This window comes from Amycolatopsis sp. lyj-108, assembly GCF_046549005.1.
Taxonomy (GTDB): Bacteria; Actinomycetota; Actinomycetes; order Mycobacteriales; family Pseudonocardiaceae; genus Amycolatopsis.
This window is the reverse complement of the sequence record NZ_JAJPWQ010000023.1, coordinates 1-15006: the sequence shown is the minus strand read 5'-3', so window position 1 is coordinate 15006 and position 15006 is coordinate 1. Positions and strand designations below refer to the sequence as shown.

Below are 15006 nucleotides of genomic sequence, written 5' to 3'. Positions count from 1 at the left end.
CGTTGACGCCTGATGTCAGCCGACGTGGATTCCCGGCCGCCGGGCCGGGTCGCGTTCGCTGGTGCGGATGATTTCGCGGACCACCGGGGCGGTGTCGCCGCGGCCGAGGATCAGGTAGCGGAACAGATGCCCCAGCGGGTTGCCCTCGCTCCACTCGAAATGGCACTGCGGCCGCACACCGGTGGCGTCGCGCAGCGCGAGCAGGACAGCCGCGATCGCGTTCGGCGCGGCCGGGCTTTCCACGCGCAGGACACGGAAACCCTCGATCTCGACACCGCGGACCTTCAGCACGTCGCTGAACCCGGACGGGTCGATGACGTCGATTTCGAGGAACAGGACGTCGGCGGCGCCCGGCACCGGGTTCAGGCCTCGCTGTTCGGCTTCCTTCGCCCGGTATTCGTCGGCGTCCCCGGCCTGGCGCCGGTTCGCGATGATGGTCAGCGCGCCGTCGTGCGCGATCGACTCGGTGACGAACCGGCGCGCGGGCTCGTCGAACTCGATGTGCTCCACCCGCAGTTCCGTGGTGCGGGTGACCCGCGAGATCAGCGACACCACGATGATCCCGAGAATGAAGAAGGCGGAGATCGTGAGGCCGTCGGGCTTCTCGATGACGTTCTCCACCAGCGCGTAGATCAGGATCAGGGTCAGCACGGCGAACGCGATCGCGGCCTTGCGCTGACGCCTCTTCGCCGCGGAGATCGCCACGGCCACCGACGCGGACACCATCATCGCGAGGATCCCGGTGGCGTACGCCCCGGCCTGTGCGTTGACGTCGGCGTTGAAGATGATCGTGACCAGGACACAGATCGCAGTGTAGACCAGCACCACCGGCCGCACGGCCCTTGCCCAGTCCGGCGCCATCCCGTAGGCGGGCAGATACCGCGGCACGATGTTGATCAAACCGGCCATCGCCGAAGCCCCGGCGAACCACAGGATCAGAATGCTGCTGATGTCGTAAGCGGTGCCGACCCAGTCGCCCATCAGCTCGTGCGCCAGGTACGCCAGCGCCCGGCCGTTCGCTTCGCCGCCCGGTTCGAACTGTTCCGCCGGGATCAGGATCGTGGTGACGAAACTGGTCGCGATCAGGTACACCGACATGATCAGCGCGGCCGCGGTGAGCAGCTTACGGGTGTTGCGGATCCGGTTCGCGAGTTTCTGCTCGGCGTTCTCGCCCTTCGCCGCCACCAGCGGCATCATGCTCACACCGGTCTCGAAACCGGACAATCCGAGCACCAGCAACGGGAACGCCAGAATCGCCGGGCCGATGACCCCGCCGATCCCACCGCCTCCGGAGGTCAGCGCGTCCAGCCATCGATCGAACGCGGCGGGTTCGGTCAGCACCTCACCGATCCCGGCGACCACGACCACCGCGTTCAACACCAGGAAGATCGCTACCAGCGGGATCGCGACGCCGACCGCCTCGCTGAACCCGAGCAGGAACACCCCGCCGAGGATCAGCAGCAGGATCACCGTGATCAGGACTTCGTGTCCGTGCAGGAACGACGGCGCGATCGGGTTCTCCAGCGCGTGCACGGTGGCATCGGCCGAGGACAGCGTGATGGTGATGATCCACGAGGTCGCGACGAAACCCAGCAATACCAAGACGAAGATCTTGCCGCGCCAGAACGGCAGCAGATTCTCCAGCATCGCGACCGAACCCTGACCGTGCGGGCTCTCCTTCGCCACCCGCCGGTACATCGGCAGCATGCCGAGCAGGGTGAGCGCGACGATCAGCAACGTCGCCAGCGGCGACAGCGCGCCCGCCGCCAGCGCGGCGATACCGGGCAGATAGGACAACGTGGAGAAGTAATCCACGCCCGTGAGACACATGACCTTCCACCACGACTGCGGTGTGGCGTGTTCCTCATGGCTCTCCGGTCCCACCGGCTGGACCCGGTGCTCCATCAGCCACCGGCCCACCTTGCCCGATGGCGCCGCCTGCCGGACCGGGCTGTCCACCCGTGCCGGCACAGCGTGTTCTGGAACCTCGGTCATACCCCTGTCCTCCCCGGATCTCCCGTGCGCCGCACCCCGCCCCGCCATCTCCACCCCGGCGTGACGGCCGCGCACCGAAGCGGACACTAACGATCCAGCGTCAGGAATGACCGAGCCGGCCGTAAAGAAAACATCAATGTCGCGCGACAAGCGGTCCGACGTTCGCGGCGACGGCCAGGCCATGCCCTTGATCACCGGATGGGTCGAGTTCGGAGGTAGCGTGTACGCCGGACGAACCGAAGGGAATCCGGGCACTGTGACTCGACGACTGTCAGCAGGCGACCGCCCCGGGATCAGCCGTCAGGTCAAGGGTTTGCCGCCGCACCGCGGCCGAGCGCGGCGGCCGGCGCACCATGGCGTGAACCACTCCACGCCACTGGTTCCTGGGCTACGGGTGGTGGTCAGTCCAGTCGGACGCGGCGAGTGAGGGCGTCACGGGCGAGTTCGGTCAGAGACCGGTCGTGGCGAAAAGAGTAGGCGCGGAGCCGGGCGAGTGCGTGATCCGGTGGGATGGCAAGGGTGGCTGCGAGGAACTCGGCGGCTTGCTGGACTTCTTCGCGGTAGCGGCGGAGGCCGGAGTCGCTGCCGGCCGAACTCGGCGCGCTCCGCAGCACCAAGGGCAGCAACGCTTGGCGGACGCGATGGAAATCGCGTGATTGCGATGCCGTCATGGCGCCGGGTGTGGCGCGGTACCCGGTAAGGGCGCCGACAGTGTCGCCGTCAACCCGAAGCGGGGCGGCGATGACGGCTCGGGCCGGGGACTGCATCGCGGCGGGCAGGAACAGCGGCCAGCGGGCCTGGTCGGTGGCCGCCAGATCGTGTTCGGTCACCGTGTAGCCGTGCTGGGCGGCTTCCAGGGTGGGGCCGTCACCGAGCGTGTATTGCAGAGTGTCCAGCTCGGGCCCTGGTCCGTCGACGGGGTCGCACCACACCAGTTCCAGGGTCCCGGCGCTGTTGACCAGGTCGATGGTGAGGGCGTCCAGACCGAGAAGCCCGGCGATGCGCAGGGAGTCGAGGGCGCCGAGATGCTGCTCGTCGGCGGCCGCACGGTGCAGGCGCGCCAGGATGGTCTCGAGGTCTTCGGGTGGTGTCATGGGCTCACCGCGAGACCTGCCGCATCAGGCGCCGTCTCGGCGGCGGCGAAGCGGTGTTCAGGGTTGTGCAATCGAAATCACCTGTCGAGTGGTTCCTCAACCGCGGTGACGTGGATCCGGCCACCGGCGCGCTCAGGAGCAGTTACCCCGCAGAGGGGTACGTCATGCCCGCTGGCAGGTGCTCGGCTCGCCTCATTTTTCGGTGGCCCGCCCGAGGCCACAATCCGACCGGTTCCACACAGTCTGAACGACCTCACGATACGTGACTCATTGTAGCGCTACCGCCAGAAGGAGCGGACACGGCTGCCGCCGCAGGCTTCCAAGCCCATGGCGAGGCGTATCGATATCCGGCCGTTTCGCGCCTGGTCGGGGGCCCGGCGTTCAGCCCGTGTCAGGGCGGTGTCAGCACCGCGTCAGCGCACTCGGTGATCGTGATCCCCGCAGGTCATCCGAGCTCAGGTATTCACCAGAAGGGGTTGGGACATGGTGGACGGAACATCCGAGCGGGGACAGGTTCGGCGCAGGACGGTCTTGGCCGGAGCATTGACCACAGGCGCGCTCGTCGGCCTCGCCGGGCAGGCGGGCGCGGCCGAGGACGGCCACGACGGCAACGGCGTCGAGCACGGCTGGGGCAAGGTCGCCGACGTCTTCCGCAGGAACTTCAAGGAAAGCCCCGGTGAGGTCGGCGCGGCGTGCAGCGTCTACGTGGGCGGCCGCCAGGTCGTCAACTTGTGGAGCGGCCTCGCCGACCGCGAGGCGAACCGGCCGTGGCGCAAGAACACCATCGTCCAGGTCGCGTCCACCACGAAGGGCGCCACCGCCATCTGCGCGCACATGCTGGCCCAGCGCGGCGAACTGGACCTGGACGCCCCGGTCGCCCGCTACTGGCCGGAATTCGGCAACGCGGGCAAGGAAGAGATCCCGGTGCGCTGGCTGCTGTCGCACCAGGCAGGCCTTCCGATCGTCGACGGCCCGCTCACCTTCGAGCAGGCATGCGCCTGGCACCCGGTCATCCGGGCACTCGAGGCACAGAAACCGCTGTGGAAACCGGGAACCGAACACGTCTACCACAGCGTCACGTACGGATTCCTGGTCGGGGAAGTCGTTCGCCGGATCACCGGCAAGTCACTCGGCACGTTCTTCGCCGACGAGGTCGCCCGCCCCCTCGGACTGAGCGCGTGGATCGGACTCCCCGAGAAACACGAGCACCGAGTGGCCAAGCTCCACTACGCCGCACCGTTCACCTTGGAAGAGCTGATCGCCGGCATGATCAAGCTGACCGGACTGGACGCGGACACTGTCACCAGGTGGGTCAAAGCGCTCTGGGAGCCTGGCTCCGTGCAAGCCCGAGCGGGCGAACTGGGCGGCGCACTCGACCCCACGACCGACTACTTCACCTCCCGAGCCTGGCGTGCCGCGGAGTTCCCGGCCGCGAACATGCTCGCCGACGCCCGATCGGTGGCCCGGATGTACGCCGCCACGGTGAGCACCGTCGACGGGGTCCGCCTGCTGAACCGGGCGACGGTCGAGACAATGACCGCCGTCCAGACCGACAAGACTTCGATGCACGGACTGCCACCAGGACTGGACATCCCGGCCGACCGCTCCTTCTACATGTCACTCGGCTTCCACCGGGCATGCCCGCCGATGCCGATGACCGGACCGGGAGCGTTCGGCCACCCTGGCTCCGGCGGCTCGATCGGCTTCGCGGACCCCGACGCCGGTGTCGGCTTCGGCTACGTCACCAACCTCTGGAACTTCCGGCCCGACGACCCCAGGGCGGCGAATCTGGCCAAAGCCGTCCGTGCCTGCCTCGGATGACGGGAAGCTCCTCATAACCGTTCTAACGAGCTTCCCCTTGGGTACCTACTGCGTGACCTGTGGCGCTTCTTGCGTGATGCCGGGTTGAAGTACATGAAGGACCCCTTCCTGTACCTAGGCGCAAGGATGGGGTCCTTCATGTACTCGGGTTCTGCGCGTGAAGGCCCCCTTCCCTACTCTTCAGCGCTTCCGACGGCCCGGCGTCGAACGACATCCCCACGATCGAGAAACTCACGTGAGCTCTAACCCTCATTGCCACTCACGACCCCCTCTCGCAGCTGCGCAAAGCACCCACATCGGGCACCCGATCCGGACTAGCGTCCCGTGTGGACAGTCGCGCCCCGGGTCCGCTGCCGGTGACTTGTCCGGCTTGATCGAACCTTTCCCGCCCGCCGCGGCGACAGGCGGTTCAGCTGATGAAGCCCGCCGACTTGAGCCAGTCGCGGGCGACCGTGGCGGGCTTCTGGCCGTCGACACTGACCTTCTTGTTCAGGTCCGTGAGCGTCGCGGTGTCGAGCTTCGCGGCGATCGGCGTGAAGACCTGCTCCAGCTGCGGGTATTTCTGGGCGAGCGGAGTGGCGATCGTGATCGCGGGGTTGTACGTCGGGAAGAAGTGCTTGTCGTCCTCGAGCACGGTGAGTTGCTGCGCGGCCACGCGCCCGTCGGTGGAGGCGACCGAGCCGAAGCCGCAGGGGTCCCCCTTGCCGATGCTCGTGTAGACGACGGCGTCGTTGAGCAGGTGCACGTGGGGGTCGGGCAGGGTGAACCCGTAGGTCTTCGCCAGGCCGGGAAATCCGTCGTCCCGGCTCTTGAACTCCGGGCCCATACAAGTCGAGGCCGCGGCCGGGTCCCGCTTCACCAGGGCCGCGTAGTCGGACAGCGTCTTGACGCCGGTCCGGGCCAGTGTCGCCGGGTTGCCGGCGAGGGCGTAGGTGTCGTTGGCAGGCGAACGTGCCCACCAGGTGACGCCGTTGGCGGTGTCGGCCTGTTTGACCGCTTCGTACTGCGCCTGCGGATCACTGATCGGCTTGGTCTGGTTCAGGTAGCTGACCCAGGCGGTGCCGGTGTATTCCCAGTACAGGTCGACCGCGCCGCTGGTGAGCGCCCGGCGGACATTGCTCGAGCCGGTGATGTTGGTCTTGTCCTGCGGGCTCGCCCCTGCCGCCTGTAGCGCGACGAGGGCGATCTGGCCGAGCAACAGCTGCTCGTCGAACTCCTTGGAGCTGACGCGGATCTGGGCGCCGTTCAGCGCGTCGATCTTCGTGATGGAACCGGCGCCCACCTGGGCGCCGGTCTCGTCCTTGCCGATCGTGCAGCCTGCCGCGAGCGCCGCTGCCACGGCGAGCGCGAGCACGGCGGCGGTCGTGCGCTGAAGCATCCGCATGGGTCGGTCCTCCTTGAAGTCGGTCGAGCTACCTGCCGCGCGGGTGCAGGAACTCCTCGGCGACCAGCCCCAGCCAGTCGACGAAGAGCGCCAGTGCGGCGACGATGATGCCGAAGGTCAGGCTCAGGATCGGGCGGTCCAGGCCGATCCCGGCGACGAGCCCTCCGCCGAGACCGCCGCCGTCGATGAAGGTCGCCAGCGTCGCGCTCGCGACGGTGAGCACCAGCGCGGTCCGGATCCCGGCGAGAATCACCGGGACGGCCAGCGGTAGTTCTATCCGCCACAGGACGGCCGTCTTGCCCATGCCCATGCCGCGCGCGGCGTCGACGAGGGTCGGATCGACGTCGTCGAGCCCGACGATCGTGTTGCGCAGCACCGGCAAGGTCGCGTAGACGACGAGCGCCGTCACCGCCGTCGCGGTGCCCGTGCCGATCCAGAGCGCGAGCAGCACGACGAGCCCGATCGACGGGATCGCCTGGCCGAGGTTGCCCAGCCCCAGTCCGATGGGCCTGGCCCAGCGGGCGCCGGCGCGGGTGAGCAGGATGCCGAGCGGGAGGGCGATGGCGATCGTGCACGCCGTCGAGATCAGGGTGAGCCGCAGGTGCGCGCCCAGTTCGGTGAAGATCTCGCCGGCGTTGAGAAAACGCTGTTCGATCGAGTCGATCGGGTGCGCACGCACGATCATGAAGAGCGCCAGCAAGGCGATGGTCAGCAGGACCGGGCGTACCAGCAGCCCGAGCCGTCGCCGACGAGGCCGCGTGGGCACCGTGGTGTCCGCGCCCGCGGACACAGGCGCCTCCCCTGTGTCCGCGGGCGCGGGCGCCTCGCCGGTGGGTCGGAGCGCCGCGACGAGACTGGGCACGTCGCACACCCCCAGCGGCCGCGCGGTGCCGTCCTCGGTGACCACGACCTCGGTGCTGCCGGTCCGCACCATCACGTCCAGCACGTCCCGCAAGGTGGCGTCGGGCCGGACCGGAGGCAGGCCGTCCGGCCCTGCCGCCGGCCGGAGGCCAAGGTCACCCACCCGGATCAGCGCGAGCCGCTTCAGGTTTCGCTTCGAGCCGACGAAGCTCGCGACGTAGTCGTCCGCCGGCGCGGCGAGGATCGCCTCGGGCGTGTCGTACTGAGCGATCACCGACCGCGGCCGCAGTACGGCGATCCGGTCGCCGACCTTCAGCGCCTCGTCGAAGTCGTGCGTGACGAACACGATCGTCTTGCGCACTTCCCGTTGCAGGCGAAGGAATTCGTCCTGCAGCCGGGCGCGCGTGATCGGGTCGGTGGAGCCGAACGGCTCGTCCATCAGCATGACCGGCGGGTCCGCGGCCATCGCCCGCGCCACACCGACGCGCTGCTGCTGACCACCGGAAAGCTCACGCGGGTACCGGATGCCGTGCTCGCGGGTCAGGCCGACGACGTCGAGCAATTCGCGGACGCGGCCGGCGATGCGTCGTCGAGTCCAGCCGAGCACCCGCGGCACCACGCCGATGTTGGCGTCCACCCGCAGGTGCGGGAAAAGCCCGACCTGCTGGATGACGTAGCCGGTGTTGCGCCGGTGTTCGTCGAGGTCGAGCGCCGACACGTCGGTGCCGCCGATCGTGACGACGCCCGCGGTGGGCTCGACGAGCCGGTTGATCATCCGCATGGTCGTCGTCTTGCCGCACCCCGACGGACCGGTCAGCACGACGATCTCACCCGCGGGGATGCGCATCGTCAGGCTTTCGACCGCCGGTACCGCTCGCCCGGGGTAGTGCTTGCCGATGTCCCGCAGCTCGATCGTCTCACCGCCCTTTCCGGCCGCTCCCCCCGACGTCGTCGGAGCCACTCCTCGGCGGGCGAGGGGACGTCGCCGTGTGGTCAGCTTGCCGACCACCACGAAGGCCAGGTCGAACAGCAGCGCCAGCACCATGATCCCGAGCGTTCCGGTGAGCACCTGGTTCAGCGAGTTGACCGAGCCGAACCGGCCGAGTCCGTCGAAGATCTCGTTGCCGAGGCCGGGACCCTTGACATACGCGCCAATGGCGGCGATACCGATCGTGATCTGCGTCGAGACCCGGATGCCGGAAAGGATCACCGGCCAGGCAAGCGGCAGCCGCACGCGAAACAGCAGCCGCACGCGGCCGAACCCCATACCACGCGCCGCGTCCACCACGGCCGGATCGACGCCACGCAGCCCGACGATCGTGTTGCGCGTGATCGGCAGAAGTGCGTAGAGCACCAGTGCGCACAGGACATTCGTCAACCCCAGCCCGAACGGGCCGATCAGGATGCCCAGCAGCGCGATCGACGGGATGGTCAGGAACGCCGCCGTCGTCGTGGTCGCCATCGCGCCCAGCCACCGCCGCCGGTAGGTGAGCAGGCCGATCGTCATGCCGACCAGCACGGCCAGTGCCATCGCCGCCAGGGTGAGATCCACGTGCAGGATCGCGTCGTTCACGACGTCGATCCAGTTCTCTCGGAGGTACTCCCACAGGCTCAGGGCGCCGCTCCTCGACATCGCAGGATGGAAAATGGCCGACCACGTCAGGTTCGGCCGGGTCCCAGCCCAACATGTCCGCGGGCCTCCTGTCCACAGCTCGGCCTAAACCCGGTCGAGCAGATCGTGCTCTGTGCGAGAGGATCACGTGGCCGGCGTCGCCTTCTTGAAGATCTCGAACACGGCCAGGTAGTTCTTTCCGCTGTAGCCCTCGGTGATCGCCCGTTCGGCGATCTCCTTCATCAGTCGCGGCTGATCGGAGTGGACGCCTTGTTCCACGCAGGTTCGGGTGATGTGCTCGAGCGCGTTCAGGTTCATTTCCATGGTGCCGAGGTCACCGGGATAGTTGCCCTTGTCCAGGTCGGGCGCCTGCTCGGCCAGGGTCGAGTCCACCACCGATGGCATGAACCAGCCCAGCGCGAGCTCGCTGAACTCGACCGCCGAGACGTTCGCCGAGCCGACCATGGCGGTGGCGTGCAGGAAGCCGTTCATGGTCGCGTACATCATTTCGAGCAGTGCCGCGTTGTACAGCACCGCCAGGCTGGGGTCGGAGCCGAGGAACCGCGGATCCCCCATGCTCGCCAGCGCCACCCCGGCCTTGTCGAAGACGTCCCGCGAACCGCTGTACAGGAAGACGGACTCAGGCTGTCCGACGAGCGGCGGCGGCACCATGATCGCGCCGTCGAGGTACTCCGCTCCACGCTCGGCCGCCCAGTCGAGTGCCCTGCGCGCCTCCGTCGGCGTACCGGAGTTGAGGTTCACCAGGACGCGGCCTTTCAGGGCGTCATCGGCGGACTCGAAGATCCCGTACGTGGTCTCGTAGTCCTTGAGACAGATGATCGTGACAGGGCTCGCGGACACCGCATCGGCGACGGTCGCCGCTCGGCGGGCACCCTTGGTGACGAGATCCTCGGCTTTGCCTGGAGTGCGGTTCCACACCGTCAGAGGGTGGCCCTGATTCAGAAGCGCCTCGGCGAGGGCCGCGCCCATGGGGCCGAGGCCGATGACGGTGACAGGGTTGCTGTGCGGGCTTGTCGGCTCCGGTGTTGTCATGAGCGAGACGTTAGAGTCTCACATGGATGTGAGAGTCAACTCGGAGATGTGTGGTGATCAGCACGTGCGTATCGGAGCTTTGTCCCAGCGGACCGGGGTCAGCGTCCGGCTGTTGCGCTACTACGAGGAGCAGGGCCTGTTGACGCCACACCGTCGCCCCAGCGGATATCGCGAGTACCAGGACGAGGACGTGCGCACCGTTCAGCACATCCGCACGCTGCTGGCCGCGGGCCTCACTACCCACACGATCGCCGATCTGTTGCCCTGCATGGTCGACGAAGGCCAGGGATTGGCGCCGGCTTGCCCCGACATGCTTCCCGACCTGTACCGCGAACGTGAACGGATCGACAGCGCCGTAGCCGATCTCGCGGCCGCGCGCGCCGTGCTGGACACCATCATCGCGGCCACGCCGCCGCACGACAGCGTTGAACCGGATGCCTGCCTTGCGATGACGACCAGTGCCACGCCATCGTGACGGACATATGAGCCGCGAACAGCGGCCGAACTCAGCTCTCGTAGTTGCCAGAACGGAGCACTCGCGTTCACGACCACATCCCGCCGGACGACGACTTCGCCCTCGCCCCCTGCGAACGCCTGCTCTGGGAAGGCTCACCGAAACACGTCCGGTTCGCCAGAAAGCAAGACCTCGTCATCGTCCCCTTTCTGTTGGTGCCGTGCTACGGCCTGTACCCCACCTTCGACAAACCAGGCGGGTGGTTCCTTCTCGGACTGCTCGTTCTGCTCTCCGTGGCCAAGGGAGTTCACCGCTACCTCGCGATGCGGGCGAGCGTCTACATGGTGACCGACAGGCGCGTGGTCGCCTGGACCCGCGGGCAACCCACGGTCTCACGATTCCTGGGCGAACTGGGCCCACCTCACCTGGTGGATCACAAGAACGGCACAGGAACCATCACCTTCGGCGGACCGGGCAAACCACTCTTCTCCGTCGACGACGACCCACCGGCCGGAACCCCGGAACCGCCACCTTCACCCGAAATCAACGGCATCGACCACGCGAGCCGGATCCGCGACCTCATCGCCGACGCACAAGACCGGTCACGCCGCGAACGCTAGCGACTTTCGACGAGCAGGCAGCCCTTGAAATCTTCGATCATTCCGTTTCCGAGAATTCGCCCGCCGCCAGGTGAACGCGAGAACCAGATCATTCGCCACACCGCACTGTTTCGAAGAATTCGCCATGAAATCGCACGGTTTCCGTGTCACAGCGCACGGACATACCCACCAGGCTCGCCCTGAAACCTTTTCACCCTGATTTCCAATGAACCGTCCGCGATGATGCCGGCCTGTCCATTCACGACCGTTCGGCGCAGGGTCCGGGGTGGTTGTTCATCGACCGCCGGTGACCGCTTTCAGCGGCGCTGGTCTCCGCGGTCGACGCGGCCGGTGGCCGCACCGTGACCTTGACCCCCGGCGCACTTACACCCTCACCTCCGCTCATGGTGACGACGACGTCCACGGTCCGGCGGGCCTGCCGCTCATCACCTTCGAAGGCAATGCCAACACCATCACCCGTGCGACGGCGGCGGCATCCTCAGTTTCGGTGCGGTGACCCTCACCGGCGGCGCGTTGTCCGGCAACACCGCCAACGGTGGACAGGTCTCCCGCCGACTTCACAGTTCCGCGTCGAGGTGATCTCCCCGGATGACGGCGACGGGACACTCCGCGTGGGCGATCAGCGCCTGGCTGGTCGACCCGAGGAGCATGCCCTCGAACCCACCGCGGCCCCGGCTGCCGACGACGAGAAGCCGTGCGCCCGCACCGATTTCGAGCAACGCGCGGACCGGCCTTCCCTTGCGGACGACGATCTCGACCGGAACGTCCGGACACTTCTCCCGCCAGGGAGCCACCTGCTCCTCGGTCGATTTCCGGTCTGCGGCCTCGATCTCGGCCGGATCGACGGCGAGGAACTGAGGCCGGATCGCGCCATGGTCGACCAGTTCCGACCAGGTCCGGACGACCGTCAGGCGAGCGTTCCACAGCTTCGCTTCGTCGAACGCGAACCCGAGGGCCGCCTCGCTGATCGGCGAACCGTCCGTGCCCACGACGACCGGCCCCGCTTCCGGTGCGGTGTCGTCCGGTCGCCGACCCCTGGCCACGACGATCGGGCAATGGCCGTGATGGGCGAGCGCGACCGCGGTGGAGCCCACCAGCATCCCGGTGAAACCGCCGAGTCCCCGTGACCCGAGCACGACCGCCGTCGCCCTCGCCGACTCCTGGATCAGGGCGGCCGCCGGGTGCCACTCGCGGACCGCGGTCTCGACGACGAGATCCTCATGCCTGGCGTGCACTGCTTCCTTCGCCTCGAGAATCCATGCTCGACCGCGGCTCTCGAAACCCTCACGGACCCCGTCGAACGAGGGGACCACCCCCGGCATCTTCACGACCGGGATCGTGAACACGTGGACGAGCCGCAAGGGCAGCCCACGTTTCGTGGCCTCGTCCGCCGCCCAGAGCGCGGCGGTCCTCGCGGACCGTGACCCGTCGATCCCAGCGACGATGGACTTCTCCGTGCCGACTGGCATTTTCACTCCTCATGCTCTGTCTAGCCGAGTTCTTGCTTCAGCCTCGCTGTCCAAGGGCTCGTTCGACGATGGGTCAATCGCCACGACCACCTTCGGATTCCCAACGGGCGAGGGCGTTTTCCGGGACGGGCCGCGCGCCGAACTCGTCAAGGAGTGCCTCCGGGCCGGCCACGTTGTTCTGCCCGGAGGCCGCCATCAGCACTCCCTCGGCAGCAGCCGGGTCCGCCTCCGGCGGGATGACCAGCAACGTGAGCCGCTGCATGTTCCCGCCGGTCACGTGCACGATATGAACGTTCTGCGAGCCGATTCCCTCCAGCTTGACCAGCCGCCCGTGCCAGATCAGCTCACGGACCGTGACCGCCCAGGCCGACGGCGGGAACGCCACCCGCCACACCGGGCCGATCCGGCCGTCGAGCGACGCGGCGAGCTCGGGCACTTCGACCGTCAAGTCACGCGACCGCGGCCACCAGGCACCGTCGACGCGACCGCTTTCCGAGTTACGGGGCTTGATCCTCACCCGTTCGGCCGTGTCCAGGATGAGAGGGTCGGCACGCATATTCGGCTCCGGTCTCCGGCCACGAAGACCGGCGTCGATGAAGAACCGAAGGTGACATCGGTCGTTCTCCGACGCGCGAAATACTCTCGGTACTTTTATTGTACAGAGGAAACGGCGTCGCAAACCGGCGATAATTCACCTGTTCTGGATTCCACCACGAAAATCGGCGCATGAACAAGACATCGTCCATTGAGGACAATGATCGTTCCGCCGGTTCCGGGCGGCCGATACCGTCAGCGCAGCCCCTGAACCAGGCGCTACGACCATCGATGCGCGACCGGAGCCCACCGGCGAGCACGAGCCTCCGGCGCACCGGTCTCTCCCCTTGGCCGTGACGGTGGAGCAACCTGGAGACAGGTGAAAGAGAGGAAAGACTCGGCCGGAAGACGCAACTTCCGTCACGCTCCGCTGAAGATCTGCCTCCAGGCGGCCGCCGGCGTGACCGCGCTGAACGAGGTGAGCCGAATCAAGGCCGCTTTTCGCCAACCGCGCTGCCAATACACCAGGTCAGGACGTAGCATGGAGACAGGCGGCAGGCGTGACACTGTCCACGGCGCCGGTCCTGGCAAGCTCCCTGCCGCTGCTCGCGGCAGTCGAGTGATCAACGCTGCCTTCCCTTCTCGGCTCTCCTCGCATTTCACAGCCGGTTCTGACCGGTCCGACTCACTTCACAGGAGATCCTCCATCAGCGTTCCAGTCGTCCTGCCGCATGCAGTCAGCGCTCCTCGTTCTCTCACCGATGTATATGGCCCGGGCATCGCCGTCTGCGCGCGGCCCGAACTGGCCGCGGCCGAGCCCGTGAACAGGCACCGCCACACCCGCGACGTGGTCTCCGCGCGACCGATCGCCGTCGCGGCCGACATGCCGGTGATCTGCAGCGCCGGCGGCACGGACCCGGATTTGCTGGCGCACCTGCGTGACAGCGGCCTGCCTGTCGGCACGGATTTGCGCGAGTTCCGAAACGAAAGGGAATTCGCCGACCGCGTGACCGAAGCGATATCCGACGGCCTGCTGATGTCGATGGAGTACCCGCAGCCGACCACGCTGTGCCCGGACGAACGCGCGCTCAAAAGCGCGCAACTCGTCGGCTATTTGAACAACAAAGCCAGCATCACCACCTTGGTCGATCCACGTTTCCAAGCGCACCGCAGCGTCGTGACCCGCGGGCAACTCGCGGAGGCGGCACCGGCGGAGAAGTCGTGGGTGCTCAAGGCCGCGACCAACGACGCGCACGGCGGCAGCCTTGATGTCTATCTGCACCAGGCCCACGAGCAGATCACGCTGCCGGCGTTCACCGACGTGCTCAACGAGTTCGTCGTCGAGGAGTACTTGCAGATCCTGCGTAACTGGGGTCTTCAGTTCTATGTGGCAGCGGACGCGCGGGCACGCCTGCTGGCTGTGACGGAACAACGCGTCGACGCGATCGGGGTCTATGCCGGCGGCCGATTCGGCGTGGTCACCACGCCTCCTGCCGAACTCCTCGCCGAATGCCTGGCGATCACCCAGCGCGCGGCCGATGTCGGCTACCGCGGCCTGTGCAGCCTCGACTGCGCCGAAACCCGGGACGGCCAGCAGGTCGTGCTCGACCTGAACTTCCGGATCACCAGTGGCTCGATCCCGTTGCTGGCGATGCAGTCCGTCCGCCCCGGCGCCCTCGACCTCCCCGCCGAATCCGTGAAGCTGACCGTCGCCGGCCCACTCACCGACCTGCTCGCCGGGATACGCCCGGAGTTGGCCGCCGGTGGCCTGCTCATCGTGGCCGGTCATGACACCGGTCACACGGACAGTCCGCTCCGGCAAAGCACCCTGCAACTGCTGGTCCTCGGGGACGACCCCGGCGAGGTGACCGCTCGACGCCGTACGCTTGAAGAGAAAATCGGCAAGTAAGACTCAGTCGTGCGACCGGCGGGCGTCGTCCGGACGTCCCGCCGATCACGCGACGACACCACGGCCTAGGCTCATTGGCACTGCGCCAATCCGAGATGGCGTGGCATGACCTAGCGGAAGGCACTTTCGATGGCACAAAAGGTATCCGTCCAGATCGTCGACGACATCGACGGTGGCGAAGCCACCCAGACCGTGCCCTT

At 67.4% G+C, this 15006-nt stretch carries 11 protein-coding genes; 4 read left to right on the top strand and 7 right to left on the bottom strand.

Annotation, left to right across the window (positions count from 1 at the left end):
• Positions 1-15: 15 nt before the first annotated feature.
• Both ACLJO0_RS43795 and ACLJO0_RS43790 read right to left on the bottom strand, forming a co-directional pair.
• Positions 16-1995 (bottom strand): amino acid transporter, encoded by a 1980-nt coding sequence (locus tag ACLJO0_RS43795; protein ID WP_410585802.1) that lies wholly within the window; start codon positions 1993-1995, stop codon positions 16-18.
• Between the two features lie 401 nt (positions 1996-2396).
• The gene (locus ACLJO0_RS43790; RefSeq protein WP_410585801.1) at positions 2397-3089 is read right to left on the bottom strand and encodes a GAF and ANTAR domain-containing protein; all 693 of its coding nucleotides are present in this window, start codon (positions 3087-3089) and stop codon (positions 2397-2399) included.
• 483 nt (positions 3090-3572) lie between these two features.
• Here ACLJO0_RS43790 and ACLJO0_RS43785 point away from each other — a divergent pair, with 483 nt between their 5' ends.
• A complete protein-coding gene (locus tag ACLJO0_RS43785; RefSeq protein ID WP_410585800.1) occupies positions 3573-4910 on the top strand; it encodes a serine hydrolase domain-containing protein in 1338 nt (445 codons plus the stop codon).
• Positions 4911-5319: 409 nt separating this feature from the next.
• Here the strand turns inward: ACLJO0_RS43785 and ACLJO0_RS43780 are convergent, their stop codons facing one another.
• The 3 genes from ACLJO0_RS43780 to ACLJO0_RS43770 form a co-directional block, all read right to left on the bottom strand.
• Positions 5320-6294 (bottom strand): glycine betaine ABC transporter substrate-binding protein, encoded by a 975-nt coding sequence (locus ACLJO0_RS43780; RefSeq protein WP_410585799.1) that lies wholly within the window; start codon positions 6292-6294, stop codon positions 5320-5322.
• 28 nt (positions 6295-6322) lie between these two features.
• Positions 6323-8788: an ABC transporter permease subunit gene (locus tag ACLJO0_RS43775; RefSeq protein ID WP_410585798.1), complete on the bottom strand. Its 2466-nt coding sequence runs from the start codon at positions 8786-8788 to the stop codon at positions 6323-6325.
• A 123-nt stretch (positions 8789-8911) separates the two neighbouring features.
• Positions 8912-9820, bottom strand: coding sequence for an NAD(P)-dependent oxidoreductase (locus ACLJO0_RS43770; RefSeq protein ID WP_410585797.1), 909 nt, complete (start codon positions 9818-9820; stop codon positions 8912-8914).
• 112 nt (positions 9821-9932) lie between these two features.
• Here ACLJO0_RS43770 and ACLJO0_RS43765 point away from each other — a divergent pair, with 112 nt between their 5' ends.
• Together ACLJO0_RS43765 and ACLJO0_RS43760 are read left to right on the top strand one after the other, a co-directional pair.
• A complete protein-coding gene (locus tag ACLJO0_RS43765) occupies positions 9933-10295 on the top strand; it encodes a MerR family transcriptional regulator (protein ID WP_410585796.1) in 363 nt (120 codons plus the stop codon).
• A 44-nt stretch (positions 10296-10339) separates the two neighbouring features.
• Positions 10340-10894 carry a hypothetical protein gene (locus tag ACLJO0_RS43760; RefSeq protein ID WP_410585795.1) on the top strand — a complete coding sequence of 185 codons (555 nt, stop codon included), beginning with the start codon at positions 10340-10342 and terminating at the stop codon, positions 10892-10894.
• A 557-nt stretch (positions 10895-11451) separates the two neighbouring features.
• Here the strand turns inward: ACLJO0_RS43760 and ACLJO0_RS43755 are convergent.
• Both ACLJO0_RS43755 and ACLJO0_RS43750 read right to left on the bottom strand, forming a co-directional pair.
• Complete coding sequence (locus ACLJO0_RS43755) at positions 11452-12363, bottom strand: universal stress protein (protein ID WP_410585794.1); 912 nt, start codon at positions 12361-12363, stop codon at positions 11452-11454.
• Positions 12364-12436: 73 nt separating this feature from the next.
• Positions 12437-12919 carry a DUF5994 family protein gene (locus ACLJO0_RS43750; protein ID WP_410585793.1) on the bottom strand — a complete coding sequence of 161 codons (483 nt, stop codon included), beginning with the start codon at positions 12917-12919 and terminating at the stop codon, positions 12437-12439.
• A gap of 357 nt (positions 12920-13276) precedes the next feature.
• Here ACLJO0_RS43750 and ACLJO0_RS43745 point away from each other — a divergent pair, with 357 nt between their 5' ends.
• Positions 13277-14806: a hypothetical protein gene (locus ACLJO0_RS43745; RefSeq protein WP_410585792.1), complete on the top strand. Its 1530-nt coding sequence runs from the start codon at positions 13277-13279 to the stop codon at positions 14804-14806.
• Positions 14807-15006 lie beyond the last annotated feature (200 nt).